Source organism: Streptococcus suis (assembly GCF_002964575.1).
GTDB lineage: Bacteria > Bacillota > Bacilli > Lactobacillales > Streptococcaceae > Streptococcus > Streptococcus suis_R.
This window is the reverse complement of record NZ_POQQ01000055.1, coordinates 1-26,921: the sequence shown is the minus strand read 5'-3', so window position 1 is coordinate 26,921 and position 26,921 is coordinate 1. Positions and strand designations below refer to the sequence as shown.

The 26,921-nt window shown below is 42.9% G+C and carries 23 protein-coding genes and 1 pseudogene; 3 read left to right on the top strand and 21 right to left on the bottom strand.

All coding sequences use genetic code 11. The features are described from left to right. Positions 1-150: 150 nt before the first annotated feature. Genes C1E58_RS07485 through C1E58_RS07475 form a run of 3 tightly spaced genes read right to left on the bottom strand, consistent with a single transcriptional unit; the run spans position 151 to position 2,662 of the window. The gene (locus tag C1E58_RS07485; RefSeq protein WP_105209918.1) at positions 151-1,065 is read right to left on the bottom strand and encodes a hypothetical protein; all 915 of its coding nucleotides are present in this window, start codon (positions 1,063-1,065) and stop codon (positions 151-153) included. After that, the gene (locus C1E58_RS07480) at positions 1,062-1,871 is read right to left on the bottom strand and encodes a hypothetical protein (RefSeq protein ID WP_105113901.1); all 810 of its coding nucleotides are present in this window, start codon (positions 1,869-1,871) and stop codon (positions 1,062-1,064) included. Before C1E58_RS07480 ends, C1E58_RS07485 begins: the two co-directional genes overlap by 4 nt. An 8-nt stretch (positions 1,872-1,879) precedes the next feature. After that, positions 1,880-2,662, bottom strand: a complete 783-nt coding sequence (locus C1E58_RS07475) for a hypothetical protein (protein WP_105209917.1) — start codon at positions 2,660-2,662, stop codon at positions 1,880-1,882. Between the two features lie 169 nt (positions 2,663-2,831). Between C1E58_RS07475 and C1E58_RS07470 the strand changes: the two genes are divergently transcribed. Continuing rightward, a complete protein-coding gene (locus tag C1E58_RS07470) occupies positions 2,832-3,707 on the top strand; it encodes a hypothetical protein (protein WP_105209916.1) in 876 nt (291 codons plus the stop codon). A gap of 86 nt (positions 3,708-3,793) precedes the next feature. Here the strand turns inward: C1E58_RS07470 and aguB are convergent, their stop codons facing one another. The 9 genes from aguB to dnaG form a co-directional block, all read right to left on the bottom strand. Beyond that, positions 3,794-4,669 carry an N-carbamoylputrescine amidase gene (gene aguB / locus C1E58_RS07465; protein ID WP_105209915.1) on the bottom strand — a complete coding sequence of 292 codons (876 nt, stop codon included), beginning with the start codon at positions 4,667-4,669 and terminating at the stop codon, positions 3,794-3,796. Next, positions 4,666-5,769 (bottom strand): agmatine deiminase, encoded by a 1,104-nt coding sequence (gene aguA / locus C1E58_RS07460; protein WP_105209914.1) that lies wholly within the window; start codon positions 5,767-5,769, stop codon positions 4,666-4,668. Before aguA ends, aguB begins: the two co-directional genes overlap by 4 nt. Then, positions 5,766-6,893 carry a carboxynorspermidine decarboxylase gene (nspC, locus tag C1E58_RS07455; RefSeq protein ID WP_105209913.1) on the bottom strand — a complete coding sequence of 376 codons (1,128 nt, stop codon included), beginning with the start codon at positions 6,891-6,893 and terminating at the stop codon, positions 5,766-5,768. Before nspC ends, aguA begins: the two co-directional genes overlap by 4 nt. After that, a complete protein-coding gene (locus C1E58_RS07450; RefSeq protein WP_105209912.1) occupies positions 6,894-8,153 on the bottom strand; it encodes a saccharopine dehydrogenase family protein in 1,260 nt (419 codons plus the stop codon). It lies immediately after the preceding gene. Beyond that, the gene (gene speE, locus C1E58_RS07445) at positions 8,153-9,010 is read right to left on the bottom strand and encodes a polyamine aminopropyltransferase (RefSeq protein ID WP_105209911.1); all 858 of its coding nucleotides are present in this window, start codon (positions 9,008-9,010) and stop codon (positions 8,153-8,155) included. The genes C1E58_RS07450 and speE overlap by 1 nt, the downstream gene beginning before the upstream one ends. Before the next feature lie 2 nt (positions 9,011-9,012). Further along, on the bottom strand, positions 9,013-10,461 hold the full coding sequence (locus C1E58_RS07440; protein WP_105209910.1) for an aminotransferase class I/II-fold pyridoxal phosphate-dependent enzyme: 1,449 nt from the start codon (positions 10,459-10,461) through the stop codon (positions 9,013-9,015). A 518-nt stretch (positions 10,462-10,979) separates the two neighbouring features. Then, a complete protein-coding gene (locus C1E58_RS07435) occupies positions 10,980-11,303 on the bottom strand; it encodes a metal-sulfur cluster assembly factor (RefSeq protein WP_105113909.1) in 324 nt (107 codons plus the stop codon). A 533-nt stretch (positions 11,304-11,836) separates the two neighbouring features. Then, positions 11,837-12,955 (bottom strand): RNA polymerase sigma factor RpoD, encoded by a 1,119-nt coding sequence (rpoD, locus tag C1E58_RS07430; RefSeq protein WP_105113910.1) that lies wholly within the window; start codon positions 12,953-12,955, stop codon positions 11,837-11,839. A gap of 2 nt (positions 12,956-12,957) precedes the next feature. Continuing rightward, positions 12,958-14,748 (bottom strand): DNA primase, encoded by a 1,791-nt coding sequence (dnaG, locus tag C1E58_RS07425; RefSeq protein ID WP_105209909.1) that lies wholly within the window; start codon positions 14,746-14,748, stop codon positions 12,958-12,960. Positions 14,749-14,928: 180 nt separating this feature from the next. Between dnaG and mscL the strand changes: the two genes are divergently transcribed. Continuing rightward, complete coding sequence (mscL, locus tag C1E58_RS07420; RefSeq protein WP_105113912.1) at positions 14,929-15,288, top strand: large conductance mechanosensitive channel protein MscL; 360 nt, start codon at positions 14,929-14,931, stop codon at positions 15,286-15,288. Positions 15,289-15,368: 80 nt separating this feature from the next. Here the strand turns inward: mscL and galE are convergent, their stop codons facing one another. From galE to C1E58_RS07385, 7 genes are all read right to left on the bottom strand, one after another. Beyond that, positions 15,369-16,382 carry a UDP-glucose 4-epimerase GalE gene (gene galE / locus C1E58_RS07415; protein ID WP_105209908.1) on the bottom strand — a complete coding sequence of 338 codons (1,014 nt, stop codon included), beginning with the start codon at positions 16,380-16,382 and terminating at the stop codon, positions 15,369-15,371. Positions 16,383-16,481: 99 nt separating this feature from the next. Then, on the bottom strand, positions 16,482-16,658 hold the full coding sequence (rpsU, locus tag C1E58_RS07410) for a 30S ribosomal protein S21 (protein ID WP_000048054.1): 177 nt from the start codon (positions 16,656-16,658) through the stop codon (positions 16,482-16,484). Between the two features lie 179 nt (positions 16,659-16,837). After that, positions 16,838-17,626, bottom strand: coding sequence for an LD-carboxypeptidase LdcB/DacB (gene ldcB / locus C1E58_RS07405; protein ID WP_105209907.1), 789 nt, complete (start codon positions 17,624-17,626; stop codon positions 16,838-16,840). Positions 17,627-17,747: 121 nt separating this feature from the next. Next, positions 17,748-18,437: a YjjG family noncanonical pyrimidine nucleotidase gene (locus C1E58_RS07400; protein ID WP_105209919.1), complete on the bottom strand. Its 690-nt coding sequence runs from the start codon at positions 18,435-18,437 to the stop codon at positions 17,748-17,750. Positions 18,438-18,769: 332 nt separating this feature from the next. After that, a complete protein-coding gene (gene pcrA / locus C1E58_RS07395) occupies positions 18,770-21,049 on the bottom strand; it encodes a DNA helicase PcrA (protein WP_105209906.1) in 2,280 nt (759 codons plus the stop codon). 127 nt (positions 21,050-21,176) lie between these two features. Next, a complete protein-coding gene (gene nox, locus C1E58_RS07390; RefSeq protein ID WP_105209905.1) occupies positions 21,177-22,544 on the bottom strand; it encodes a H2O-forming NADH oxidase in 1,368 nt (455 codons plus the stop codon). A gap of 424 nt (positions 22,545-22,968) precedes the next feature. Next, positions 22,969-23,307, bottom strand: coding sequence for an ATP cone domain-containing protein (locus tag C1E58_RS07385; protein WP_105209904.1), 339 nt, complete (start codon positions 23,305-23,307; stop codon positions 22,969-22,971). Between the two features lie 166 nt (positions 23,308-23,473). Here C1E58_RS07385 and pepF point away from each other — a divergent pair, with 166 nt between their 5' ends. Continuing rightward, the gene (pepF, locus tag C1E58_RS07380; RefSeq protein WP_105209903.1) at positions 23,474-25,264 is read left to right on the top strand and encodes an oligoendopeptidase F; all 1,791 of its coding nucleotides are present in this window, start codon (positions 23,474-23,476) and stop codon (positions 25,262-25,264) included. Between the two features lie 28 nt (positions 25,265-25,292). Here pepF and C1E58_RS07375 read toward each other — a convergent pair whose 3' ends face one another. Next, positions 25,293-25,895: an alpha/beta hydrolase gene (locus tag C1E58_RS07375; protein WP_105209902.1), complete on the bottom strand. Its 603-nt coding sequence runs from the start codon at positions 25,893-25,895 to the stop codon at positions 25,293-25,295. A gap of 492 nt (positions 25,896-26,387) precedes the next feature. After that, a pseudogene (locus C1E58_RS07365) lies at positions 26,388-26,921 on the bottom strand (IS5/IS1182 family transposase); the annotation flags it as partial.

Sequence of the window (26,921 nt, the reverse complement as noted above, 5' to 3'; positions counted from 1 at the left end):
ATGTTTATACATTTTCATGCCTTTCTAGTTGTTTTGTCGTTATTATAATTATAAAGCATGAAATGGAAAACGAGCAAATCCTAATTGGAATTGCTCGTTTTTTTATATGTGAGAAGCTAGTTTTTGCCCAGCCTCATTTTAGTGATGACCTTAGTTAGAAAAGGTTCCATTTTTTGCGTATACTCTGTAAATTCCATCTTTTTGTCGAACAAATCGAAAATCTACGAATGTTTGCTTTGAACCTGAGCCATTTTTGTAAAAAATTTGCAGTTCTTTTTTTTCTTCAAAAAAACCTCCCCCATAAGCAAATACAGAAGCTTCATAGGGAAGACCTCCCAAAGCAATCACCTCTTCATAGCTCATCCCGCCTTGTCCTGTATTGCTATCTCCCACGATGACTTGCTGAAACACATCTTTGGTCCACAAATTCGTATGTTTATCTGCTTCCTTCGTTGGAAATTGCTCGTCTGGCAAGTTGTAGACTTCCTTACTTGATAAATAGTATTCTGAACCATTTTTATAGAAGACCAATTTAAGGTATCGCTGATCTGCATATATGTCATAGTCCAAAGGAGCATAAGTTAAGAATAAGTATTCTTCTGAATATTCGTCGAATCTAGCTGATGAAGGTTTCCCATATTTCTCAATGATATCCGACAAACTGTCCCCAGTGGCATCTTCTTTCATCCCAATTACCAAGCTATCATAGTCTTTCAGTGTCCAATTAAAACTAAACTCTTCTTTTGTGGCAGTCAATCCGCGTGTAAAGTCTGTCACTCCTTTGTCACTAGCTTCTGTAGAAGTGTGACTGATAGTTGATGATAACTGTTGTTCCGTACTCGCAGAACTTGGAGAATAGGTGGCAACTTCTTCTTTTGCAGGTTGTTGAGCAGTCCACACTAACCCTGCTAATACCAACAATATGAACGCTATCAAAAGATAATAAGTAGCCTTCTGCTTTTTCTTGAGCGAGTCCTGGTACTCTCTTTCAAACTCTGCTTTAACTGCTTCTGATAGTTTAGTATAGGTGTCCAGTTTAACATTATTTTTCGGTTTTCTCTTCAATCCCTAAAAACTCCTTCCTTGGATTTTAATCGATACTCTCCTTGTTCATTTTGCATAAAAACTAAATGGACGGAATTTATAGTAGATTCTGGATCATTATCTTCCTGATACATCATCCCTAATTGACGGTAGTCTTGCATCCCATTTTGTCGAGCATAGGTCGGCAATCCGTATTGTTCCATGATTTCTTCAGGACTTTGATCCAAGGCTAGTGCATCAATTGCGGCTTGATCCCACTTAAATACAAAATTTTCATCCGTGGCTTCTGGATAATTCTCATCTGATAAATTATAGAAACTTTTTTGATAAATTCGATAAGCTCCATTTGACATGTTAAACCAGAACGTAACCTCTTGCCCAAAATCTTCACTGTGGTAGTTAGCTGTGACAACTGAACTACCATCACTGATCATGGTAGACTCCTCATAACTATCCGCCAGTCCATACTCTTGTGTGAATTCTGCCAAGGTCATAGAGTTCTCTATTTCTGCATCCATTTTCACAGCATCGTATTTCCCAACGGTCCAATCAAATGCCTTCGCTGGCTTTGCTCCTTCAATCTCATCTAGGTAAGAATGCGTTCGTGACACAGATTCCATAACCTGATCCTCAACCTGATTATTTTGGTTCCTTGTTGCAGTCGATTTCCCAATCAATAGATAGAGAATGGCTACACTAATCAATACAAGCGGTAGCCCAATTTCAACCCATTTCATCCATTGATTACTGGTTGACTGATCCACCGTATTCTTACTTGCCCGTTCTAATTCTTCTTCTATTTTCTTTAATCTCGTATTCTTTGTCATTCTTCTCCCTAATCCCTAATATCTCCAGATTTTTGAGACAAGTGGTATCCACCTTCCCCATCTTTTATAAATAATAAAGAAAGGTCATCACCTGTTCTATTATTTAGATACCGAACCCCGATGGTCCAATAATCAACTGTACCGAAACTTTCCGCTGCGTAAACAAGGCCGTATGTAGAAAGTACTTCATCCAGTGAGACACCGCCCTCACCATTGCTTGCACCGACTCGCAAGTCATTAAACTCTTGACTCGTCCAATCATGACGATTCTCTCCAACAATATCTTCGTAGGGTTCAGGAAAAAGATTACTACTCATTTTTGCAGCTAGAGTCAGTTGCCCTTCAAAATCAACAAAAAGCAATTCTACCTTTCGAAAAGGCTGTTCCGTTTCGTATAGTAAAGTCAATGATTCATATTCACCGGAGTAGATACCAGTTTCAAGCGACGTTGGAGCCCCATATTTTTTGATAACGTCCTCCACTTTTGTTTTTGATACTGCAAAATGTTGGGCGTCAAGTGCTTCAAATTCCTCATAGGTCCAAGAAAAAGGTTTAGCTTCTACCTGTCTGATATGTCCAACATAGCTTGCTAAATCCTTATAGGTCACAACAGGTGTATCAAAACTCGTCTTATAGAGAAATCCACTAATCACTAGGACCAGAAAACCAATCATTAAAAATATATAGCTGGACTTACGTTTCTTATCATCCAGCTCTTTTCTTTCTAGATATTTCCCAAGTTCACCTTCTAAATGCTGAAAATTACTTTCATTCTTTCTATCTTTAGACATTCCAATCTCCTTCATTTATCATTATTATAGCATATTTTCAATTGTTTGACTATGGTCCTAAAGAAATCAAGTCTTGTATCATTTCTTATATTCGATAAAAAATACTTGTCATAAGGATAGTTTATAGGATACAATAGAATATATTTACACCCTCAAGAAAGGAAATTCCATGGCTAAGAAGCTCCAGAACCTTCGTCAACACGAAACCAATCAGATACAGGCTAGGACAAAGAAAAATTTATTTGTTAGCCTTGGTCTACTCGGAGGCATATCCATCCTTAGCGGCTATTCTCACTTCTTGTTTCCTATACTAGTACTTTCAGCCCTGGCTTATGGTACGTTTTTTCTTATCCATCGCAATACTGCCAAGTCTTCAAAGAATACAGCTCTTCGATTGCAAAATCTTAAGGAAAGTATTTCACAAAGTGAGAAGGAATTGAAACTACTCAATAACTATTTAAGCTCGAAAGAGTATAGCCAGTATGCGCTTCTTGCTCAAGAGTTGCTCCCTCAGTTAAAGATGATTAAAGAGGAAACATCGGAACTTAAGTATCATTTGGATACGGATATCTCTTCTGCGATTATCCAACAAACCATTCAAGAAGAGGAAAAAATTTCAAAACAGTTAAAACTTCTCAATCTGATTGCCCCTTCCTCCTTCGTTTCAGAAGAAACGAAAAAAATCCTAAGAATTGCACCTGAAATAGCTAATACCTATCAAAATGTCCAAAACGACCATATTGAAATTCTTGAACAATTGAAGAATCTTGAAAATACGGAAGAGTTGAGAGTCATCCATGAGATTAACATGAAACACTATAAAGATATTCTGGATGGCTATCTCAAAATCAAGGAAAATCCAAAAAATTTCTACTCAGCAGATGAACGCTTGGCTCAATCAAAGCTTGCACTTGAAAAATTTGATACTGATTTAGACGAAACCTTACGAAAACTCAATGAACGGCAGTTAAATGACTTTGAGATTAGTCTAAGAATGATGGGACAAGAAGCGAACGTTCTGCATCTCCAAACAGAAGAAAAATAATAAATAGGCAAGACCCTAATGAAGGTCACGCCTATTTTTTATCACACGATTATTTTATAAAGCTCTCTAGTACGACTTTACAAACATTATTGACTAATAGACCTATACATGTGCGGTCGACGATCTCTAAAGAGTCCCCAATCTAAACGCTCACGCGCTCCCTTGTCCAAATCATAAGTAGCAAGCAAGACAGCTTCCTCCTCACGACCTGCTTTCTCAATCAATTCACCTGTTTCATCTGTCAAGAAAGAGGAGCCATAGAAACGCAAGCTAGACGATTGTCCACCATTTTCTGCAGAAGGTTGTACTTCTTCCAAGCCAATCCGATTAGCCGCAATGACTGGTGTGATGTTGGCAGCCGCATGGCCCTGCATAGTTCGTTTCCAATGTCCTTGGCTATCTGTATCCAAAATCGGCTCCGAACCAATAGCTGTTGGATAAAAGAGCAATTCCGCCCCATTCAAAGCTAGGCAGCGGGCGGTTTCTGGAAACCATTGATCCCAGCATATTCCGATACCAATCTTGGCATAACGAGTTTCCCAGACTTTAAATCCAGTATTTCCAGGTGTGAAGTAAAACTTCTCCTGGTAATAATGGTCGTCAGGAATATGGGTCTTGTGGTAAACTCCCAAAACTGTCCCATCCGCATCAATAACCGCAATGGAATTGTAAAGACTATTGCCGTCTTTTTCATAAAAGGAAATAGGCAAGACCACCTGTAATTCCTTGGCAATAGGAATAAAGTGCTGAACAGCATCATTTTCCTCTACAGACTTGGCGTAGTTGTAATAATCATACTGGCGTTCCTGACAAAAATAAGGACGCTCAAAGAGTTCGGGTAGGAGAATAATCTGCGCTCCCTGATCAGCAGCCTGTCTGACCAAACGCTCTGCGGTCGCTAGATTTTCCCAAAGGTCCTGACTACACTGCATCTGAACAGCTGCTACAGTAACATTTCTCATTTGTTTTCCTTTCTAAATCGGGGGATTTGCTGGGTGATACAGTGAATATTCCCACCCCCAAGCAGGATGTCGCGAGCTGGAATGCCGACGACTTTTCTGGTGGGAAAAAGCTGCGCTAGAAGCTCAAGTGCCTGCGCATCATGCTCGTCATCAAACTGGGGCACCAAGACCGCACCGTTGCTGACGTAGAAATTCACATAGGAAGCCGCCAGACGTTCTCCAGCAGTCCTCTCTTCCTCCCCCGCTTCATAAACATAGCCTGGCAAGTCCTCTTCTGTTACTAGAATTAGATGCTTGGGGATAGGCAGTTTATGGACGATCAACTTTCTGCCCTTGGCATCCACTTGCTTTTCCAAGTAGTCCAAATCAGCTTTGGACATGGCATATTGGGGGTCTGACTCATCATCTGTCCAGGCTAAAACTATCTCGGCTGGACCAACAAAGGCTGCAACATTGTCCACGTGTTCATTGGTTTCATCATTGAAGATACCATAAGGCAACCAGAGGACCTTTTCAGCACCTAGACTATCTAGAAGCACTTGCTCAATCTGGTCCTTGGTCAAATGGGGATTGCGGCCTGGACTGAGTAGGCAAGATTCAGTCACCAAGATGGTTCCTTCACCGTCGCTATGAATTGCCCCACCTTCTAGAACAAAGGGATGGGCATCATGGACTGGTAGACCGATGGCCTGACTAAAGCGACTAGCCACCTGATCATCTGCCTCATAGTCCTGATAAAGACCATCATAGCTTCCGCCCCAAGCGTTAAAGGCCCAATCAACAGACAAAGCTCTGCCATTTTCATGGACCAAAACCGTCGGACCTGTATCACGCGCCCAAGCGTCGTTGGTGGGGATGTCCAGATAGGTAACACCATCACCCAGCATGGATTGGGCCTCCTCACGATGTACCTCGTCCACCAAAAGATAGACCTGCTCACTTTCAGCAATGGTTTTAATGACCTGGCTGAAGGCCTTTTTCGCCCCCTGACCATCAAAGGGCCAGGATCCTGGGCGAGTCGGCCACACCATGAGGGTACCATGATGGGGCTCATACTCAGCTGGCATGCGGTAGCCAGCAGCTTTTGGACTTTCTATCATGATAACCTCCCCTTGAAATCTTCATAGCCAAATTCTTTGATAATACGGCAGTCGCCAGCCTTGTCCATGATGGCTAGGCTAGGTAACCCAATGCCGTTAAAGGTATTGTTTTTAACAAAAGAATAGATTGCCATGTCTTCAAAATAGAGCTTGTCACCAATCTCCACAGGTTTTTCAAAGGAATAATCGCCGATGATGTCCCCCGTCAGACAGGTATTGGAAGACAGTCTGTATGTATAGACTTTTTCACCTGCCTCAAAGCCATGGCGAAGCGGTGGGCGATAGGGCATTCCCAAGACATCCGGCATATGGCAGGTAGCCGAAGCGTCTAACACTAGCGTTTCAATACCATTTTCGACAATGTCTAACACTTCTGTCACCAAATAGCCTGCATTGAGAGCAATGGCTTCACCAGGCTCAATGTAGACTTCTAATCCATAGGTTTCCTGCATGTGCTGGATAGAGGAAATCAGCAAATCCAGATCATAATCCTCTCTGGTCACATGGTGACCACCTCCCATATTGAGCCACTTGATGCGGTGGAGATAGGGACCGAATTTGGCCTCGACAGCATCCAAGGTCGTTTTCAAATCATCGGAATTTTGCTCACAGAGGGTGTGAAAATGCAGGCCATCCACCAAGTCCAGCAGGTCTTCTGAAAACTGGTCAATGCGAACACCGAAGCGAGAACCTGCTGCGCAGGGATCATAGAGGGCATGGTCACTTTGGGTCGAACATTCTGGATTGATCCGCAGGCCAACACTGACTCCAGCTACTCGGCATTTGTCCACGTGCTTGCGGAGTTGGCGCTCTGAGTTAAAGACGATATGGTCTGCAATTTCCAAAATCTCCTCCAAATCCGCATCCTTGAAGGCCGGGGCAAAGACATGGACTTCGCCCTCAAACTCCTCACGACCCAGCTTGGCTTCGTAGAGTCCTGATGCAGTTGTTCCAGCTAGGTATTGGCTGATGAGGGGGTAAGTGGCATACATGGAAAAGGCTTTTTGAGCCAAGAGGACCTTGCAACCTGTACGGTCTTGAACAGACTTGAGAATTTCTAAATTATTGACCAGCTTAGCTTCGTCAATGACATAGGCTGGGGTTGGGACTTGATCGATTCTCATCTAGTCCACCAAAACAGGATTTTCTACTATTTGCCAAGGCAATCCATATTGGTTGAGCAAGTCCATAAATGGATCTGGATCCAATTCTTCCAAGTTGTAGACACCTGGTTTTTTCCAAGTTCCGTCCATGACAAGCTTGGTTCCAATCATAGCTGGCACGCCAGTTGTGTATGAAATAGCCTGGGAACCGACCTCTTTGTAGCACTCTTGATGGTCACAAACGTTGTAGATATAGATGGTCTTTTCCACACCGTCTTTGACACCTGTGAAAATACAACCAATATTGGTTTTCCCAACAGTACGTGGACCAAGGCTGGCTGGGTCTGGCAGGAGGGCTTTGAAGAATTGGATTGGCACTACTTCTTGTCCATTAAAGTTGATTGGGTCAGTCCGCAAGAGACCAACATTTTCCAAGCATTTCATGTGGGTCAGATAAGATTGACCAAAGGTCATGAAGAAGCGAATGCGTTTGACACCTGGAATATTTTTAGCCAGCGATTCGATTTCTTCATGGTGGAGAAGATACATGTCTTTCTGACCCACTTCTGGGAAGTCATATTCTCGCTTGATAGACATGGCTTCAACTTCCACCCATTTGCCATTTTCCCAGTAGGAACCTGGGGCAGAAACCTCACGCAGGTTGATTTCAGGGTTAAAGTTGGTCGCAAATGGATAGCCGTGGTCTCCACCGTTACAGTCTAGGATGTCGATATAGTGGATTTCATCGAAATAGTGTTTCAATGCGTAGGCTGAGAAAACGCTGGTCACACCTGGATCAAATCCGGATCCCAAAAGTGCTGTCAGCCCTGCTTTTTCAAAACGCTCCTTATAAGCCCACTGCCATGAGTAGTCAAAGTAAGCCGTAAAGCCCTCTTCAGCACAGCGTTTTTCGTAGATGGCCCGCCATTCAGGGTCTTCTGTATCCTCGCACTCGTAGTTGGCCGTGTCAATATAGTCCACGCCAGTCGCCAAGCAAGCGTCCATAATGGTCAAATCTTGGTAAGGCAGGGCAACGTTCAATACAGCTTTTGGCTGGTAGCTTTCAATCAAGGCAATCACTTCTTCTACCTTGTCCGCATCCACTTGGGCAGTTTCAATTTTTACGGAAGTTTTTCCTTCTAAGGCAGCCTTCACATCATCACATTTGGACTTGGTACGGCTGGCAATCATAACTTCCTTGAAGCTATCTTCTGCCTGGCAAACCTTGCTGATGGCAACTTGGGCAACTCCGCCACAACCAATAACTAACAAACGACTCATTATTTTTTCTCCTCTTCTTCTAAAATATCTTCCACGTATCGAGGCAAGAGAAATGCTCCGATGTGGAGGTTAGCGGTATAGTATTCTGTAAAAAGCTGGCGCGCCTTCCATTTTTCCTTGTCAAAATCTTCAATGGGATGGTATTTTTTAGAGGCAAACCCAAATAACCAATAACCCGCAGCAGATGTCGGAATATGGGCCTGATAAACACGGCTGATAGGGAAGGATTGGGTCGCCTTCCGATGCATGGAACGAAAAGCCGACTCATCTTCATCATAGAATGGCGAACCATGTTGATAGACCATAATGCCATCTTCCTTCAAAGCTCGGTAGGCGTTGCCGTAAAATTCCTTGGTAAACAATTCTTCCGTATGTCCAAATGGATCTGTCGCATCATTGATGATGATGTCATACTCATTTTCACAGTTGCGCAAGAAACGCAGACCATCTTGTAAATAAACCTCGACCCGCCCATCTTCCAAGCCAGAGGCATAGTCTGGAAAATACTGACAACACACTTCAACAAGTAGTTCATCTGGCTCTACAACGTCAATACGTTCGATTTCAGGATACATACTGAGAACTTGGGCAACGCCACCATCTCCTCCACCCAAAATCAATATTTTCTTGGGATTGGGATGGACGGCCATGGGCACATGGACGGCCATTTCGTTGTAAACAAAATCATCTGCATCTGAAAAGAGAACCCGACCGTTAAGGGTCAAAATCTTTCCAAAGGCTGGCGAGTCCAGCACAGCAATGTCCTGAAACTCACTCTTGCCAGCATAGAGCTGCTGGCTGGTTCGAATGGATAACTTGACATCTGGCGTTTGGACTTCTGAAAACCACATTTCCATCTTTAGCCCTCCTTTATAACGTTTATGTAGTTGACATCTGGATCTTCCGTACCTTGGACGGAGCAACCGCGCTCCTTGGCAAAGATGATGTAATCAACAATTTCCTGGGTCACTCGTTCTCCAGGTGCCAAAAGAGGAATACCTGGCGGATAGCACATGACAAATTCCCCGCAGACCTGACCAACTGCTTCTTGCAGGGAACGGCTTTCCCGCTCTGCATAAAAAGCTTCCTGCGGTGACAAGACCAGTTGCGGCTGGATGTATTCACCTGAAATCAGGTCCGAACCATCTCGTGAGTAGAGTCGCTTGATGTCTGCCAGAGCTCCCACCAGCCGCTCAATGTCCTGCAAGCGGTCACCGATTGAAATATAGGCCAAGATATTGCCAATATCACCAAATTCAATCTGGATGTCGTACTCATCCCGCAGCAAATCATAGACTTCAATCCCTGTCAGACCAATGCCCTGCGTATAGATGGATAGCTTGGTTACATCAAAATCATGCACCGTTTTGCCATCAATCAATTCTTTAGAATAGGCATAGTAGCCACCGATAGCATTGATTTCACGACGAGCGTATTCAGACATTTCAATGACTTTTTCGAAGGATTCCTTGCCACGAAGGGCTAGATTTCTGCGGGAAATATCCAGACTAGCCAGCAAGAGATAGGAAGCGGATGTCGACTGGGTCAGGTTGATAATCTGACGGACATATTCCACATTCATATCTGGACCGACCAATAGGAGCGAGCTCTGGGTCAGACTACCACCTGACTTATGCATGGAAACAGCAGCCATATCAGCCCCCACATCCATAGCCGCCTCTGGCAATTGGTCCGAAAAATGCAAATGAGCTCCGTGGGCCTCATCTACCAAGACTTTCATGCCCGCTGCGTGAGCTTTCTCAGTCAAGGTTCGCAAGTCCGAGCAGATGCCATAATAGGTCGGATTGTTGATGAGAACCGCCACCGCATCAGGATGCTCTGCAATAGCCCGTTCAAAGGCTTCGTTTTCCAAGGCAAGAGCAATGCCAATCCGTGGCTCCACGCTCATATCCACATAGACAGGGATGGCGCCACAAAGGACCAGGGCATTGAGGGCTGACTTGTGGACATTTCGGGGAAGGATAATCTTATCGCCCGCCTTACAGGTCGCCAGAATCATGGTCTGGACAGAAGAGGTGGTTCCTCCAATCATGAGAAAGGCATGGCTAGCACCAAAGGCTTCTGCCGCCAATTCCTCCGCCTCTCGGATAATAGAGACGGGATGCCCTAGATTATCCAAGGGCTTCATGGAATTGACATCAATCCCCACACATTTTTCTCCTAACAGTTCGACCAACTCTGGATTTCCGCGCCCTCGTTTGTGTCCAGGCACATCAAAGGGAACAATCCGTTTTCGGCGTAACTGTACCAATCCCTGATAAATAGGGGCTTGGTGTTGATTTTTCATATTGAAAAACTCCTTTGCTTGATGGACTCCTACCCTTTTTTAAACAAGTAAAAAGAGCAGGGTTCATCCTGCTCTACAATCCAAATTGACGTTTTTTATTCTTCTCTTGAGTTTATGTGCCTACCGTTTCCTACTCTCCAGTGCAAATATATACGTACTTTATTGACCGTTTCACAAGATGACGTGTGCTTTCACCACACTGACAAAACTAGAAATTAGGAAATCTTTCCTAACATCAACTTATAAAATGTAGGCTTTTAACCCTATCAATAATGTGGCTTACGCCACGCTTCGGCATTCGACCCGCCTGTCCGTAGGCTTTGGTTATGATCAATAGCAGAGCTACTCATCCCATATAGGTCTGATATTTGCTAGAATAGGTATAGTAACTTTTCCTAGGCATGTTTATTGTAACACGAATGTTCTTATCTGACAAGAGAAAAATAGGTATTTTTTAACAAAATCATGAACAATATAAAAAAAATGACTTCGAACATTCGAAATCATTTGTAACACATTTATTTAATCCCCAAAGCAATTCGAGCATAACGACTCATTTTTTGCACAGTCCAGGCCGGTGACCAGACTAAACGGACATCTACTTCTGTCACCTCTGGTACATCTTTCAGGACATCGTGAATCTGATCGGTAATCAAATCAGCTAAGGGACAGCCCATGGTGGTCAGGGTCATATCAATTTCAGCTTTTCCTTCGATAAAGCGAATTTCATAGATCAGACCTAAATTGATAATATCAATCCCTAGCTCTGGGTCAATCACATCTTCAAGAGCATGAAAAATACGCTCTTGAATTTCTTTTACCTGTTCTTCTGTATACGTCATTTTTCTCTCTTTCTTTTCACTATTGCATTGTCATCTAAAAGAACAAAATTACATCCAAATAAGCCATGAACTATTGAAGGTTGGAAATGAAGCAAACGAAGTTTGTGTCAAAATGTCCACTGGACCTTACGCTCCCTTTCTCATTTCAAGGGGAGCGGTTAAAAAGGTTCCCCGAACCTTGTCCGCTTTCGTGTTTCTAGGCGGACGTTGTGAACTCACATTAGACTAGTTGCCTACTTTCATATTTCTGGGCTCGGGTTAAAACACCACTGGCTTAGCCTGCTTTCATATTTCTAGGCAGGCTTCAACAGTCTGGGAGACTGTTGAAGGTTGGAGATAAAACAAACCAAGTTTGTGTCAAAACCTCCCCCGGACTTTCGCTTGTTTCAAATTTTTAGCAAGCGACCTGATAAGTGCCACTGGACGTTACGCTCCCTTTCTAATTTCAAGGGGAGCGGTTAAAAAGGTTCCCCGAACCTTGTCCGCTTTCGTGTTTCTAGGCGGACGTTGAGAAAGCCTATCCGTAGGCTTTCTCAATCCTCCATAAAGTCTCTGAGTGGTTTGCTGCGGGATGGGTGGCGGAGCTTGCGGAGGGCTTTGGCTTCGATTTGGCGGATACGTTCGCGGGTGACATTAAAGACTTTACCAACATCTTCAAGCGTGCGCATTTTACCATCATCAAGACCGAAGCGGAGACGGAGGACATTTTCCTCACGGTCAGTAAGAGTGTCCAAGACTTCATCTAATTGTTCACGGAGAACGACACGAGTTGTGTAATCAACTGGATTTTCAATCACTTCATCTTCGATGAAATCTCCAAGATGACTATCATCTTCTTCGCCGATAGGGGTTTCCAAGGAAACAGGCTCCTGAGCAATCTTGAGGATTTCACGGACTTTCTCTGGTGTCATATCCATACGCTCAGCGATTTGTTCTGGGGTTGGATCCTGCCCCAATTCCTGCAAGAGATTGCGTTGCTCACGGACCAATTTGTTAATGGTTTCTACCATGTGAACAGGGATACGGATGGTCCGAGCCTGGTCTGCAATGGCACGAGTGATAGCTTGACGAATCCACCAAGTTGCATAGGTTGAAAACTTGAAACCTTTTGAGTAGTCAAACTTATCAACGGCCTTCATCAAGCCCATGTTTCCTTCTTGGATCAAGTCAAGGAACTGCATACCACGACCAACGTAACGTTTTGCAATGGAAACAACCAAACGCAAGTTGGCTTCTGCCAAGCGTTGTTTCGCTTCTGGGTCACCAGCTTCCACTGCCAGCGCCAACTCCTGCTCTTCTTCGTTGGTCAAGAGTGGCACGACACCAATCTCTTTCAAATACATACGGACTGGATCGTTCACTTTTGCAGAAGTGCTACCCAGCAATTCTTCGTCAGATAATTCTGGCTCTTCTTCCACCTGCATAGCACGCGCTGAAGGATTTCCTTCCTTATCCACAATCGAAATCCCAGCATCTTGAATCCGTTGGAGCAAATCATCAATTCCATCTGCATCAAGAGTAAACGGAATGACCAGTTGATCATTGATTTCATCGTCTGTTGCAGAACCTTGTTTTTTGTGATTACGAATGAATTCCGCAACTTGAACATCAAAGGTTGTTACTTCTGTTTTTTTGTCTTTTTTACTTGTCATATTTACTCCATTTGTCTTCTTCTCTCAATGAGCTCTTGTAACTCATCGAGGGCAATATCAGTATTTCCCACATGGGAATGTTCACGAATTTTCCGTGTTCGGTGTTGATTTTCCTTGCGCAAGAGTTCTTTGTCTCGCCTCAATTCCAATTCTTCTATCTCATGCTGGCCTACTTCGTCTGGTAAACGTTCTTCCAAGACACGATACCAGGCCTGTTGGACACTATTTTCCAAGTGAGATAAGTCAAAACTACTAATCTCACCTTGATTTTTCAGCAATTCATACAATACCTGCAATTCAGGTGTCGAAAAGTAAAAGTCTTCCCTCAAACGAAATTCATTCAAGATATACGGGTGCTCAACCATGCGATAGAGCAGGTGATTTTCAGTCCGAATTAGGCTAGTCAGTCGAACAAGAGTTTGAACAGGTGGGATATAAGCCTGTTCCTTCTGCTGATGATAGGCTTGCTGACTACGCTCCTGTCGCTGATTTAAGCGAACAGCATTGACAGCCTGCTCCACCTGACTATAGTCAAAATCAGACAGGACATCCGCAACTTTATAAATATAGGAATTTTGCGCCGTAATAGACGAAACCCTTGCAATAATGGGAGCAATCCTATCTACAAAGTCAATCTGCATTTGTAGATTATCTGGATTTTCTGGCTTCAGATAATGAATGAGAAATTCCACATCACTAATGCGGGATTTGGTCAAAACCTCTCGCAAGGTTTCTTCAGAATTTCTTTGTAGAAATTCATCAGGGTCCATATTGTCAGGCAGGCTAACAATCTCAACCTGAAAATCTCGCAATTCATCTAAGGCTTTCATGGTGGCAGCTTGACCAGCTTTATCACCATCATAGGTCAAAACAATCTTCTTACAAAACTTAGCCAGATGACTGACGTGCTCGCGAGTCAGAGCTGTTCCCATAGAAGCTACTGCATTCTCAATACCCGCCCGATGGGCCGCGATAACATCCAGAAAGCCCTCCATCAGATAGACTTCCCGCTGTTTCTTGATGACAGCCTTGGCCTTATCCAAATGATATAATTCGTAACTCTTATTGAAAATAGCTGTGCTACGAGAATTTTTATACTTGGCTAACTGCTTGTTTTGTAAATCTTTTTCCGTCCAAATCCGTCCTGAAAAAGCGATAACTCTCCCATACTCATCCGTTAGGGGAAACATAATCCGTCCCTGAAAAGCATCGAATATCATATTCTGCTCACTGGGATTGAAAAGACCCGAATGCAATAAACTATCCTCATCATACTGCTGTGAAAGTTTTTGATAGAGAATATTTTGCTCATCTGGAGCCAACCCCAACTGGAAGTTTTTGATAACCTCATCGGTCAAACCCCGTTGGTGCAAGTAGTTCCTAGCAGCCTCACCCATCTTGGTCGTCATCAACAAAGCATGGTAAAACTTGGTCGCATCCTGATGAATGTCATAGAGAGCTTGATGTGGTTTTTCCTTCTTCGGCTGAAAATGCTGTGTAGACTGGAGTTCTATCTGAAATCCCGCTTTCTCCGCCAAAATGGTCGCTGCATCTGCAAAGGAAATCCCTCTCGTTTCCTCTACAAACTTAAAGACATCCCCTGATTTTCCACAGCCAAAACAATGATAGAATTGCTTGTCTTCAATGACGTTAAAGGACGGAGTTTTTTCTCCATGAAAGGGACACAGACCAATAAAATTGCGCCCTGCCTTCGTTAAAGCAACTGTTTCACCAATCACATCCACGATATTGAGGGCTTGTTTAATTTCTGTTATTTTATCTTTTGACAGCATATTTCCTCCTCAATATCTTTTTCCTAAATTGAAAAGTGGACACTCTTCCCTTAGTTTAACATATTCTATTTTATACCAAAAGTTAAAAAATGTAAAATTTCTGAAACAAATTGCTTGTAAAATATTTTTTTATGTTTATAATAGATAGAGTAAAAAATTATGAAAGGACATATTTAGGATATGTTGAAAGATTTAAAAGCGTTTTTGTTCCAAGGTAATGTAATTGACCTTGCTGTTGCAGTAATTTTTGGTGCGGCTTTCAAAGCCATCATCGATTCATTTGTTGCTGACTTGATCACTCCATTGTTGCTTACACCAGCTTTGAAAGCTGCTGGTGCAGACAAAATTGCTGATTTGAGCTGGAATGGTGTTACTTACGGTAACTTCTTGAGCGCTGTTATCAACTTCTTGATCATCGGTACTGTTCTTTTCTTCATCGTTAAAGCTGCTGAAAAAGCACTTCCTAAAAAAGAAGCTGCTCCTGCAGGTCCAACTCAAGAAGAATTGCTTGCAGAAATCCGCGACTTGTTGAAAAAATAATCAATAAGATAGTGAAACAGGCCCTGTGCCTGTTTTCTTCTTGTCAAAAAAAGGGGAGCCAATCGGCTTCCCTTATTGTTTTATCCTTCATATCCATTTGGATTTTTAGACTGCCAGTTCCATGTGTCACGGCACATATCTTCAATGGTTTTCTCTGTTTTCCAATTGAGTTCTGCTAATGCCTTGTCTGCGTTGGCATAGCAAGTTGCCACATCGCCAGGGCGACGGTCAACAATCTTATACGGTACAGGCACGCCATTAACTTTTTCAAAGGCTTGGACCAATTCTAGTACACTGGTTCCTTGACCTGAACCGAGGTTGTAAGTATGAACACCTGCTGTGGTTGAGATTTTTTCCAGCGCCTTGATATGACCAAGTGCCAAGTCAATCACGTGGATGTAATCACGAACACCCGTTCCATCAACTGTGTCGTAGTCTGAACCAAAGACACTGAGTTCTGGACGCTTACCTACGGCTACCTGTGCCACAAATGGCATGAGGTTGTTTGGAATACCTGCTGGATCTTCACCTATTAAGCCTGATTCATGGGCACCGATTGGGTTGAAATAACGGAGAAGGGCAACACTCCATTCCTTGTCTGCTACTTCCACATCACGCAAGATTTGTTCCAACATGACTTTTGTATAGCCATAAGGGTTGGTTGCGCTGGTTGGCATGGTTTCCACCAAAGGAGATGGGTTGTTAAGACCGTAGACCGTTGCGCTGGACGAGAAGACAATCTTCTTGACACCAAACTCTGCCATAACTTCCACCAAAGCCAAAGTAGACATGATATTATTTTCATAATACATGACTGGCTTTTCAACAGATTCACCAACCGCCTTATAGCCAGCAAAGTGAATAGCTGATTCAATACTTTCTTTTTCAAAAACCTCACGCAAGGCAACCTTATTTGCTACATCCAATTCATAGAAAGTTGGACGTTTGCCAGTGATGGTTTCGATGCGATCCAAAACCAAAATACTTGAGTTGGAGAGATTATCTACGATGACAACGTCTTTTCCCAACTTCAACAACTCCACAACGGTGTGACTACCAATATAGCCAGCTCCACCTGTAACCAAGATACTCATATATACTCCTTTTCACTTGGACAATATTTTATATACCTATTATAAGTTAGACAGGCTGAAAAGTAAACAAAAAACAGCCCTCAGGCTGTTCAAATTCAATTAGAATTTTTTACGCTTGCGAGCTGCTTCTGATTTACGTTTACGTTTTACAGATGGTTTCTCGTAGAATTCGCGTTTGCGTGTTTCTTGAAGAGTACCAGCTTTAGTAACCGCACGTTTGAAACGACGAAGAGCATCATCAAGTGATTCGTTCTTGCGTACTACTGTTTTTGACATTATTTTCACTCCCCTCAATTTCAAAGTCTTACTTATTTTACTGTAAATTCACCACATTGTCAAGAGGTTTTTCTTGGCTACTTTCAATTTTTATCAGAACCAAATGACACGCTCTATGTCTCACAGCAGCAAATGTACTGATAATGCACCGCTTGAGAGTCTTGCTCAGCTTCTTTTCATTATTCATACCCACCACCAGGCACATCGAAATATTCTTCCAAAGTCAATCCTGAATGATATATATCCGCAGCTTCTGCACCGATATAACGAACATGCCAGGATTCTGCCATGTAGCCTGTTATGGCTTCCTTACCAGGCAAATAACGCACAATAAAACCATAATGATGGGCATTGTCTGCCAACCACTGAGAAGCAACTGGTTCTTCCAAGAGATTACCATAACTGTCTAATAGGTCAAAGGCAAGACCTGTCTGATGTTCACTATAGCCAGCACGCGCCGAATAGGTATCTGCTGCTGCTTGACCATCTTGATTGACATAGGATTGGTACAAACCAGCCTGGGTTTCATATGAGCGGAAACCACTATAATTGTTGGAAATGGCAAAACCTTGCGCCTGCATATCTGCAATCAACTGCCGGAAAGCTGCCAAGGCTTGTGGATCTTCACCAGGAGCATAAGTAGAGGCCAAAGGGTGTTTTTTATTGGCGATAATGACCTGACCATATTTCCCCTGAACACTGTAATAAGCTCCATTGTAAGCCGCGCTTGTCGCCACCTCCGTCTGACTGCTTGTGGCTTCCTCGCCAGTCGTCGAACTGGTTTCTGTTGAACTAGAAGAACTTTCCTGAGTTTCTTGACTAGAGCTAGCCTGCACCGGCGAACTACTACTGGTAGACTGGCTTGATGTTGCACTACTGCTACTTGATGGACTGGTATCCGTTGACTTCTGACCACAGGCTACTAATAAGAGCACCATCGGAAGTAGTAAGCTTAATTTCTTATACATGTTTCTCCATCCTTTCCTTGTCCGTCGTACACCTTTATTCTAACATAAAATCAACTAAAAGATTGGCTAAAACCAGATCCAGTTCTAACTTTCCCATTCGTTATCTTACATAGAGGACCATCTATTCTTTCAGAATGTCCAGTAATTGTTGGTAATTGGAAACGGTATAGGTTGGTTGTGCCGGACCTGTAAGACTGACTTGTTCAGGATTGTACCAGACCGAATCCATACCTACATTATTTGCACCCTGAATGTCAGCAGTCAAGCTGTCGCCTATCATCAGAAAACTGGCCATGTCCAAACACCCAATCTGCTCTGCTATTTTTTCATAAAAATCTGCCGCAGGCTTTTGAGTACCCATTTGTTCGGAAATAAAGACCTGTGTGAAATAGGACTGAATAGGGGAGTTTAGAAGGCGATTTTCCTGAATATAGGTCACGCCGTTGGTAGCCGCATAGAGTTGGTAGCCTCGGTCAACCAATTCTTTCAGCAGTTGGTCCGCACCTTCAAAAATTTGCCCCTGTTTTCCAATAAATTCTTGATAACGGTCAGCCATCTCCCGACCGTCCACTTCCCGACCAAAGTGAGCAAATGTTTTGGAGAAGCGCGTGTTAATCAATTCTTTCTTGGTAATTAGACCTTTTTCTAAGTCCTTCCACATGCCTTGATTTAGAGGGCGATAGACTTCTTTAAAAGCCGCAATATCCTCTACTTGCATAGATTCCAAAAATTGTGTCAAGGCCACTTCTTCTCCACGATTGAAATCCAGTAGTGTGTGGTCAAGGTCGAATAATAAATGTTTGTATGGCAATTTCATTTCCTTTCTTTATAGTTGTTTAGTTTGCTTTTAGTACAAGGCAACGAGCGACAGGTTGCTTATACAGTCTAATGGCTGTATAAGGTTGGAAATAGCACTTGTGGAGCAAGTCAACCCTACAGAGTACAGCAAAACGAGTACAAACAATCCAGTGGAGTGTTTGAAGTTGGAAATAAGGAAACAGAGTTTCCTCTTACATATAAGTAATAAAAGATAAACTAAATGAATATATATCCTTCGCGAACATCTTTTCTGTCTCATATTCTATCACAAATTGCTTTGTCATAACAGAAAGCAGTCTAATCCTGTGAAAAGACTGCTTTGTACTACTCTTCCTTGCTAATCGGTGCCAGGCTTGCCAAGACTTTTTTGAGGCCCATTTCTGGGAAATTGATCTTGAGTTCTTGATTGCTGCCTGAGCCAGATACTTCAAGGACAGTCCCGCGTCCCCATTTCTTGTGGACAGCGATGTCACCAACTGACCAGTTGGTGCCTGAGCCAGACGATTTGTTATTTGATGCGAAGGGCATACTGCCTCCGAGCTTGGCCGATGGTTGTACGGATGCTTTTCGACTTTGCATGGCTTGTTGCAAACTCATGCCTTGTCCAAACTGTGTCGCTCTGCCATTGACATAAGAAGCCTTAAAGCTAGTATTGACCGGACGAGCAAGACCCTGGTAGTCAAGGAGGTCACTGGAAATTTCACGGATAAAGCGACTTGGCTGATTGTAGTTGCTGCGACCAAAGAGCAAGCGGGAGTTGGCATTGGTCAGGTAGAGGGTCTGCTCTGCCCGTGTGATACCAACATAGGCCAGACGTCGTTCTTCTTCCAATTCGTCCTCTTCTTCTGTTGCACGGCTGAGTGGGAAGACATTTTCCTCCATACCAATCAAGAAAACAACTGGAAATTCCAGCCCCTTGGCCGCGTGGAGGGTCATAAGGGTGACCTCGGATGCCTCGCGGCTATCGTCGTCCGTATCAGCAATCAGCGCCAAATCCAGTAGGAAACGTGTCAGCCTATCCAGACCTGTTTCTTCTTCCTCAGCATCCTTTTCATCAAAGTTTTTGGTAACAGATAGGAATTCCTGGATGTTTTCAATGCGGGCATTGGCTTCCAGCGTATTTTGTGCCGCAAGAGCATCCATGTAGCCTGTTTCGCTTAAGACAGCCTCAACCACCTGGGTCACTGTCAAGCTGTCCAGTTGGTCGCGGAGCTTATAGAGGAGATTGGCTAGGTCAAAGACAGCTTGCGCAGCCTTTCCTTTGACTGGTGACAGCATGATATCCTGCGAAGCTTCCAGCAGGGACATACCATGTGTGCTGGCAAAATCGCGTATCTTATCAACCGTACCAGGTCCTACTCCACGCTTGGGCTCATTGACAATGCGCTCATAAGAGATATTGTCTGACGGATTTGCAATAATATTCAAATAAGAAATCACATCCCGAATTTCCTTACGGCTGTAGAACTTGGTGCCACCGACCATGGTATAAGGAATGTTGGATTTGAGCAGGGCTTCCTCAATGGTACGGGACTGGGCATTGGTCCGATAGAGAACTGCAAAATCCTTATAGGCCTTGCCTTCTCGGTTCAACTGGTCAATCTGCCCTGCAACATAGATTGCCTCGTCATTTTCATCTCTGGCACGATAGTAGGTAATCAAATCCCCTTGAGCATTCTGGGTCCAGAGTTTCTTAGGACGTCGATTGCGGTTGTTTTCGATGACTTCATTGGCAGCCTGCAAGACATTCTTGGTCGAACGATAGTTTTCCTCCAAAAGGACAACCTTGCTCTCTGGATAGTCTTTTTCAAAATCAAGGATATTCTGCATATCTGCACCACGCCAGCCATAGATAGACTGGTCCGCATCCCCGACCACACAGATGTTTTTGAAACGCGAAGCCAGAAGCTTGACTAATTGGTACTGGGCATGGTTGGTATCCTGATACTCATCGACATGGATGTACTGGAATTTCTGCTGGTAATAGGTCAGGACCTCTGGATTTTGGTCAAAAAGGCGAAGCGTTAACATGATCAAATCATCAAAGTCAACGGCCTCTGACTGTCTGAGTTCCTTTTGATAAGCCGTGTAGCATTTAGCAACAATCTGCGTGTATAGGTCGCCTGCCTGAGCTTCAAATGCCTTGTCATCAATCAAGTCGTTTTTGGCATTAGAAATGGTTCCCAGAATGGAACGTTCACTCCACTTCTTCGGGTCCAGATTGAGATTTTTCAAAATCCGTTTCATGAGACTGCGTTGCTCACCTGGATCGACAATCGTAAAATTGCGATTATAGCCGATATGGTCGGCATCACGGCGCAAAATCCTTACACACATGGAGTGGAAGGTCGCTATCAAACAATCTTGCGTAGCAGGATTGAGGGCATAGGCCCGCTCCTTCATCTCACGCGCTGCTTTGTTGGTGAAGGTAATGGCTAAGATATTCCAAGGATTGACCATTTTTTCATCAATCAAATAGGCGATACGGTGGGTCAGGACTCGCGTCTTACCCGAACCAGCCCCTGCCATAATCAAAAGCGGTCCTTCTGTTGTCTGTACCGCCTCTGCTTGCCTGTCATTCATTCCGTTTAATAATGGGTTCATTTTCTCATACTCTCTCTAAATTTCATTCTCTCCATTATACCAAAAAAACTCTCGATAGGCAGTTGCAATGTGATAGATGGCAAGCAAAAAAGCCCAGAGTTATCTCTGAGCTTTTGTATTCAATAGATTATTCAGCACCCAAGGCAGCTACTGTGATGTAGTTGTATGGTTTGTTGAAGTGTGGCAAGAAGAACAAGTCTGTCAATGCCAATTTTTCGATTGTTACGCCTTCTTGGATTGCCAATGAGAAGAGGTGGATGCCCATTGAGATATCTTCACGAGCAGCCATTTGTGCACCAAGGATACGACGTGAATCTTTATCGTAAACAATCTTGATTGTAACAGGGAAGTTACCATGTTCCATGAATTCTGGTTTTTGGTTGTCGGTTACTTCAGTAACAGCAGCATTCAAACCAAGACGAGTAGCTTTTTCAAGTGTCAAACCAGTTGATACAAGGTTAAGACCGTAGATTGAGATACCGTTAGAACCTTGTACACCGATACCTTCAAGGTCAGTACCACAGATGTTGTGAGCAGCTACGATACCAGTACGTACTGCGTTTGAAGCCAAAGCGATGTAGCTTGTGTCGCCAGTAGCGTTATCGTAGATTGTTGCACAGTCACCGATAGCGTAAACGCCTGGGATTGAAGTTTCTTGGCGTTTGTTTACAAGGAAGGCACCGTTGCGGAAGCGCTCAATTCCTTCACCTGCAAATGCAGTGTTTGGACGGAAACCAACAGCCAAGATAACCATGTCAACATCGTATTCGTTCTTGTCAGTGATGATTTTCTCAACTTTACCATCACCAGCAACTTCTTGAACAGTTTCACCGAAGGCAAGTTTGATACCATGCTCTTCCATGTTTATAGCCATAAGGTCTGACAAGTCGCGGTCATAATAACCAGCTAAACATGTATCTACAACGTCGATAAGGATAACTTCTTTACCTTTACGTTGGAATGCTTCTGCAAGCTCAACACCGATGTAACCAGCACCAACTACTGCTACGCGGTTGATGTCTTTGTTTTTCAATTTTTCAATAACATCAGCTGAGTTTTGGTACAATTTAACGAATTGCAAGTTTTCAAGAGTTGCTTCAAATTCAAGAGAACCTTCTTTGATTGCAGCACCTTTGATTGGTGGCAAGATTGGTTGTGAACCTGTAGCGAAAAGAAGTTTGTCATAAGCTTCAACGTGCTCTTGGCCGTTTACAAGTGCAGTAACTGTTTTTGCTTCGTAATCGATAGCTGTAACAGGTGACTCCATGTAGACTTTAGCACCAAGGCTTTCCAATTGTTCTTTATCTGAGTAGAAAAGTCCTTCTGGACCAGCAATTTGCTCACCAATCCACAAAGCCATACCACAACCCAAGAATGAGATGTTTGAGTTTTGGTCAAATACAACGATTTCGTTTTCTTGACCGTAGTTTGTCAACATAGTTTTGATTGCGGCAGTACCTGCGTGGTTAGCACCGACAACAACGATTTTAGACATAGTAAAATCTCACTTTCAAAATAAATATTTTTTTACATCATCTATTATACACTAAAAATGTTACCGATTTCAAAAATTTTGCTCAGAAAATCACATTTTTTACTAGAAATTTCACTATCCATCAGAAAAAGCGTGAAAATAAGGTCAAAATTACCTCTGTCTATTATTAGCAACATCATATCCCAAGTAGACCTAGCATACAAGCTTAGCAGCTATATCCTTTTTCTATTAGAAATAGGGTGCACAAAAAAATCCCATAGGCACGAACTATGGGATTTAACTAGTTACATAGGGGTGAACTAGTTTTATTATACGCTAAGAATGGTTATCAAACAAATTCTTTTTAAATATAGATTCTTATAGTTTTTGACTATAACTATAAAAAGAAGAGGGAAGAAACTTAACTCCCCCACTCTCTCTATCTTTATCGGATTTGTTCAAAACGGAGATGGACGACAATCTTGTCCGCATAGCCATTCCGTTCCAAATCACGCTGTAAGCGATAAGAAATATAATGCTCTGCAATCGTGATGTAACCAGCATCCAAGAGACGATGCTCCACCTGTGATTGTACCATACTGATGGTTGGACGTTCAGTATGGGCTTCTTCCAAATCAAGTACGACTTTCTTAGTCACTTGAGCAAGGTTCTTCCGCCAAGTATCATCAATCACATATACAGTTTGAGCCGCCTTAATGATGGCTTGATAAATCTTATCTGGGTCAAATTCTACAACTTCACCACTTCGTTTAATAACCTGCATATCAAACTCCTTTCTGGTTTTCAGTAAACCCTTTCATACTTCTATTATCTAGGTTTTTCCGCATTTTGTCAAGTTTTCTTTTCATAAATTGGTCTAACATTATTTCTCCTCAAACCATTTCTTATGTTATAATGTAGCTATCACTATCAAACAAAAGGAGAATTGTATGACATCTGCAATGCCAAAACGTCAAGACATTGATGTTCAACTAACTTGGAACACAGATTTGCTCTTTCCAAGCCCTAAAAATTACCAAGAACACCTATCTGCCTATGCCAAACAGGTCGAAGCTTTCGAAGTCAACTATAAAGGAAAGTTGTCTGATAAAGAAACCATCGTGGCTGCTCTTACTGAGTTCGAAAAAATCGTCATTCTTGATAGCCGACTTTCCCACTATGCCTTTCTTCCGCTTGAAGTTGATAAAATGAACACAGAATTGGCAAGCCTGGCCAACGAATATGAATTGGTATCAGCAAAAGCTCGTCCAAAACGTGACTTTCTTTATTCAGAACTGGGGCAATTAGATGAGGCTGTTCTACTTGAATTAAAAGAGGAACAACCTCAATGGGCTGCCTTCTTTGATGCAATCCTACGTGATAAACCTCATCAACTTCACCCACTTCAAGAAGAACTTCTCTCAAACTTCGCCCCAACTTTTAGTCAGCCATATAATAACTACGGTGTGACCAAGTTTGAAGATATGACCTTTGATAACTTCGAGGCAAATGGCGAAACGCTCGGTAATAGCTATGTGCTCTTTGAAAATGATTATGAACTCAGCCATGATACCGAAATCCGTCGCAATTCTGCCGCTGGTTTCTATTCTACCTTGAAAAAATACAAGAACACTACTGCCGCAACTTATTTGTCTCATATCAAAAATGAACAAATCGAAGCTCGCTTGCGTGGTTTTGACAGCACTATCGACTTCCTCTTGCATCGTCAAAACGTATCCCGTGATCTCTTCGACCGTCAAATTGATGTCATCATGAAGGAATTAGCTCCTCACATGCGCCGTTATGTGAAATTGGTTGCCAAGGCTCATAGATTGGACAAGATCACACATGCTGACTTGAAAATCAGTTTGCCATCTGAATACAACCAACGCATTACTCCAGAAGAGTCCAAACAATTCTTGATTGACTGCTTAGGTATTCTTGGAGAAGATTATGTGAAAATGATTGAACAATCCTTCGACGAGCGCTGGATTGACTTTGCTCAAAACGAAGGTAAGGCTACTGGTGGCTTCTGTGCTACTCTTTATGATGGACCATCCTATATCCTACTTTCATGGACAGGTTTGATGAATGAGGTCTTGGTATTGGCTCACGAATTGGGTCATGCCGGTCATTTCCAATTAGCTAAGAAACAAAGCGTGCTCAGCTACGAACCATCCCTCTACTTCATCGAAGCACCATCAACTGCCAACGAAGTCTTGACCTGTAACACCCTTTTGAAAAACAACCAAGACCCTGACTTCCAGGCTTACTTGATTAGCGAGTTAATTAGCCGTACTTACTTCCACAACATGGTCACTCACTTGCTTGAAGCAGCCTTCCAACGTGAAGTTTATACTCGTTTGGACAATGAAGAATACCTCAATGGTGATATTCTCTGCCAAATCAAGTTGGATGTCATCAAGGAATTCTGGGGTGAAGACTTTGAAATCGGTGACGATGCAGGTCTTATCTGGATGCGTCAACCACACTACTACATTGGTCTGTATCCATATACCTACTCAGCTGGTTTGACCATCGGTACTGCTATGGCGAAACAACTAGAAGAAAATCCTGAAGAAGTTGTTGAAAAATGGTTGGAAACCCTCTCACTCGGTGCAAGTCTTTCTGCCCAAGACCTTGCGAAACACGCAGGCGTTGACGTTTCGACTGACCAACCACTGAAAGAAACCATCGCCTATGTTGGTTCCTTAGTTGACAAATTAGAATCCTTAATCTAATAACTCTTAAAGGCTTGAACATATTGGTTCAGGTCTTTTTGTCTGTTCTTTCTTGGTACCAATTGCTCACATAGGTCAATTCGTCATGACTTAGATAATGTCCTTTGTCAAAACAAGCTAGGTTGGCTTTGGGAAAAGCTGACTCTTGCCAGTCATCTACAAGATTTTCAAGAGCGACTAGGTCGACATATGGGTCATTCTGCCCCAGTGTAAACAAAATCTCTGCTCTGCTATTTTGCATAGGAAACGCATAATCTAAAGCCGAAGGATGGAGCAAGATATAATTGTCCGCCAGATTTGACTGTTTGGTCAACAAACCCATGATAAAATTGGCACCATTTGAAAAGCCAACGAAGGTAATCTCTTGGTAGAGCTGGATGTCTAAGACCTTCCAAAAATCCAGAAAAGCCGGCAAGCGCTTTTCAAAGTCGACAAGTTCCAGCTGACCATCAATCAGCGGGGCAAAGAATCGCCTTTCCCTGCCTTGACCCCAACTTCCATTGAAAGAAAGAACAGAGGCTTTAGGGTCCAGCTGTTGGCGGAGAAACAGCATAGATTCCTTATTGCCGCTTGTACCGTGGAAAAAGACCAAGAGACGGGGACTGGCCCCTTTGATAAAGCGATAATCCATATCTCTTTTCTCCTAATAACGTTGGGAGAGATTTTTTTCGATTTCCTGTCTGTCCTCTTCAAAAAAACTTGGCAAAAACAGTTCAACATTATCTAGCTGCTTATCTTGTCTTGGCATAGCAGCCTCTCTTTCGCCAGCCATGGTCGCAACTTCAAACATGAGATAATTTGGCGCTCGGAAGTACAAGGAATGCATGAAATCTCGATTGATAATCCCAGAATGTGGACGATTGATGAGATTTAAGCGACTAATCAAGTCTTCCAAGTCAGACTCATCTAAGACACCAAATGCAATATGATGAATAGCCCCAACTCCCATCACGCTGATTGGCGACTCTTGGTCAAGGATCAAATAAAGTCGATGTTGGAAGGTGTTGTCAAAGAGTAGAGAAATCACCATCTTATCTTCAAAGACAAATCGGCTTTCCTCGACAAATCCAAAGGTTTCGGTCAGCAAACTTAGTAATGCCTTTTCTTCACGAATTCGCATGTGATGATCTTCTTTCATCCGCATAAATGTTGCATCGTGATCCGTTTTAGAATAGGAATTTCGCTCTTGTAGAATCTGCTTATCTCGTTCGTACTTCTGTTTCCGAACAAGAAAATCCTCTTTCAACTTTCTCTTGAGTTTCTTAATTCTTCTTCGTTTCTGTCTGTTGGCCGAGCCACCTTTAATGACTTTCGGCTCTTGTGAGATAGCCTTTTCCACCTCATCTAGTACTTGTTCGGTTTCTTGTAGGAGTTGGTTTAGTCCCTCGCTAGTGAGACATTCTTCCTTGGACAAGGCAGTATTCACCCCTTCTTGAATTAGCTTGTCATAGAGTGCTGAAATGTTTCCGTTCAAGGCATCTTCATAGCGTTCAACGGCCTTTCTCCACGTGAAAGAATATTTGTTGGCATCAGCTTCTACCTTAGTCCCGTCAATGAAGAGAGCCTCATCTTCAATCAATCCATTCTCTCTGAGGAGGAGAGTGAAGTAGATGAAGGCAGATTTGATGAGCTGATTGGCGTGTGTGCTAGCCCGAAA

Bases quoted from the DNA above. Each gene is read 5' to 3' on its own strand.
- C1E58_RS07480 (WP_105113901.1), bottom strand. From the start codon at position 1,871: ATGACAAAGAATACGAGATTAAAGAAAATAGAAGAAGAATTAGAACGG.
- C1E58_RS07475 (WP_105209917.1), bottom strand. From the start codon at position 2,662: ATGTCTAAAGATAGAAAGAATGAAAGTAATTTTCAGCATTTAGAAGGT.
- C1E58_RS07470 (WP_105209916.1), top strand. From the start codon at position 2,832: ATGGCTAAGAAGCTCCAGAACCTTCGTCAACACGAAACCAATCAGATA.
- aguB (WP_105209915.1), bottom strand. From the start codon at position 4,669: ATGAGAAATGTTACTGTAGCAGCTGTTCAGATGCAGTGTAGTCAGGAC.
- aguA (WP_105209914.1), bottom strand. From the start codon at position 5,769: ATGATAGAAAGTCCAAAAGCTGCTGGCTACCGCATGCCAGCTGAGTAT.
- nspC (WP_105209913.1), bottom strand. From the start codon at position 6,893: ATGAGAATCGATCAAGTCCCAACCCCAGCCTATGTCATTGACGAAGCT.
- C1E58_RS07450 (WP_105209912.1), bottom strand. From the start codon at position 8,153: ATGAGTCGTTTGTTAGTTATTGGTTGTGGCGGAGTTGCCCAAGTTGCC.
- speE (WP_105209911.1), bottom strand. From the start codon at position 9,010: ATGGAAATGTGGTTTTCAGAAGTCCAAACGCCAGATGTCAAGTTATCC.
- C1E58_RS07440 (WP_105209910.1), bottom strand. From the start codon at position 10,461: ATGAAAAATCAACACCAAGCCCCTATTTATCAGGGATTGGTACAGTTA.
- C1E58_RS07435 (WP_105113909.1), bottom strand. From the start codon at position 11,303: ATGACGTATACAGAAGAACAGGTAAAAGAAATTCAAGAGCGTATTTTT.
- rpoD (WP_105113910.1), bottom strand. From the start codon at position 12,955: ATGACAAGTAAAAAAGACAAAAAAACAGAAGTAACAACCTTTGATGTT.
- dnaG (WP_105209909.1), bottom strand. From the start codon at position 14,748: ATGCTGTCAAAAGATAAAATAACAGAAATTAAACAAGCCCTCAATATC.
- mscL (WP_105113912.1), top strand. From the start codon at position 14,929: ATGTTGAAAGATTTAAAAGCGTTTTTGTTCCAAGGTAATGTAATTGAC.
- galE (WP_105209908.1), bottom strand. From the start codon at position 16,382: ATGAGTATCTTGGTTACAGGTGGAGCTGGCTATATTGGTAGTCACACC.
- rpsU (WP_000048054.1), bottom strand. From the start codon at position 16,658: ATGTCAAAAACAGTAGTACGCAAGAACGAATCACTTGATGATGCTCTT.
- ldcB (WP_105209907.1), bottom strand. From the start codon at position 17,626: ATGTATAAGAAATTAAGCTTACTACTTCCGATGGTGCTCTTATTAGTA.
- pcrA (WP_105209906.1), bottom strand. From the start codon at position 21,049: ATGAACCCATTATTAAACGGAATGAATGACAGGCAAGCAGAGGCGGTA.
- nox (WP_105209905.1), bottom strand. From the start codon at position 22,544: ATGTCTAAAATCGTTGTTGTCGGTGCTAACCACGCAGGTACTGCCGCA.
- C1E58_RS07385 (WP_105209904.1), bottom strand. From the start codon at position 23,307: ATGCAGGTTATTAAACGAAGTGGTGAAGTTGTAGAATTTGACCCAGAT.
- pepF (WP_105209903.1), top strand. From the start codon at position 23,474: ATGACATCTGCAATGCCAAAACGTCAAGACATTGATGTTCAACTAACT.
- C1E58_RS07375 (WP_105209902.1), bottom strand. From the start codon at position 25,895: ATGGATTATCGCTTTATCAAAGGGGCCAGTCCCCGTCTCTTGGTCTTT.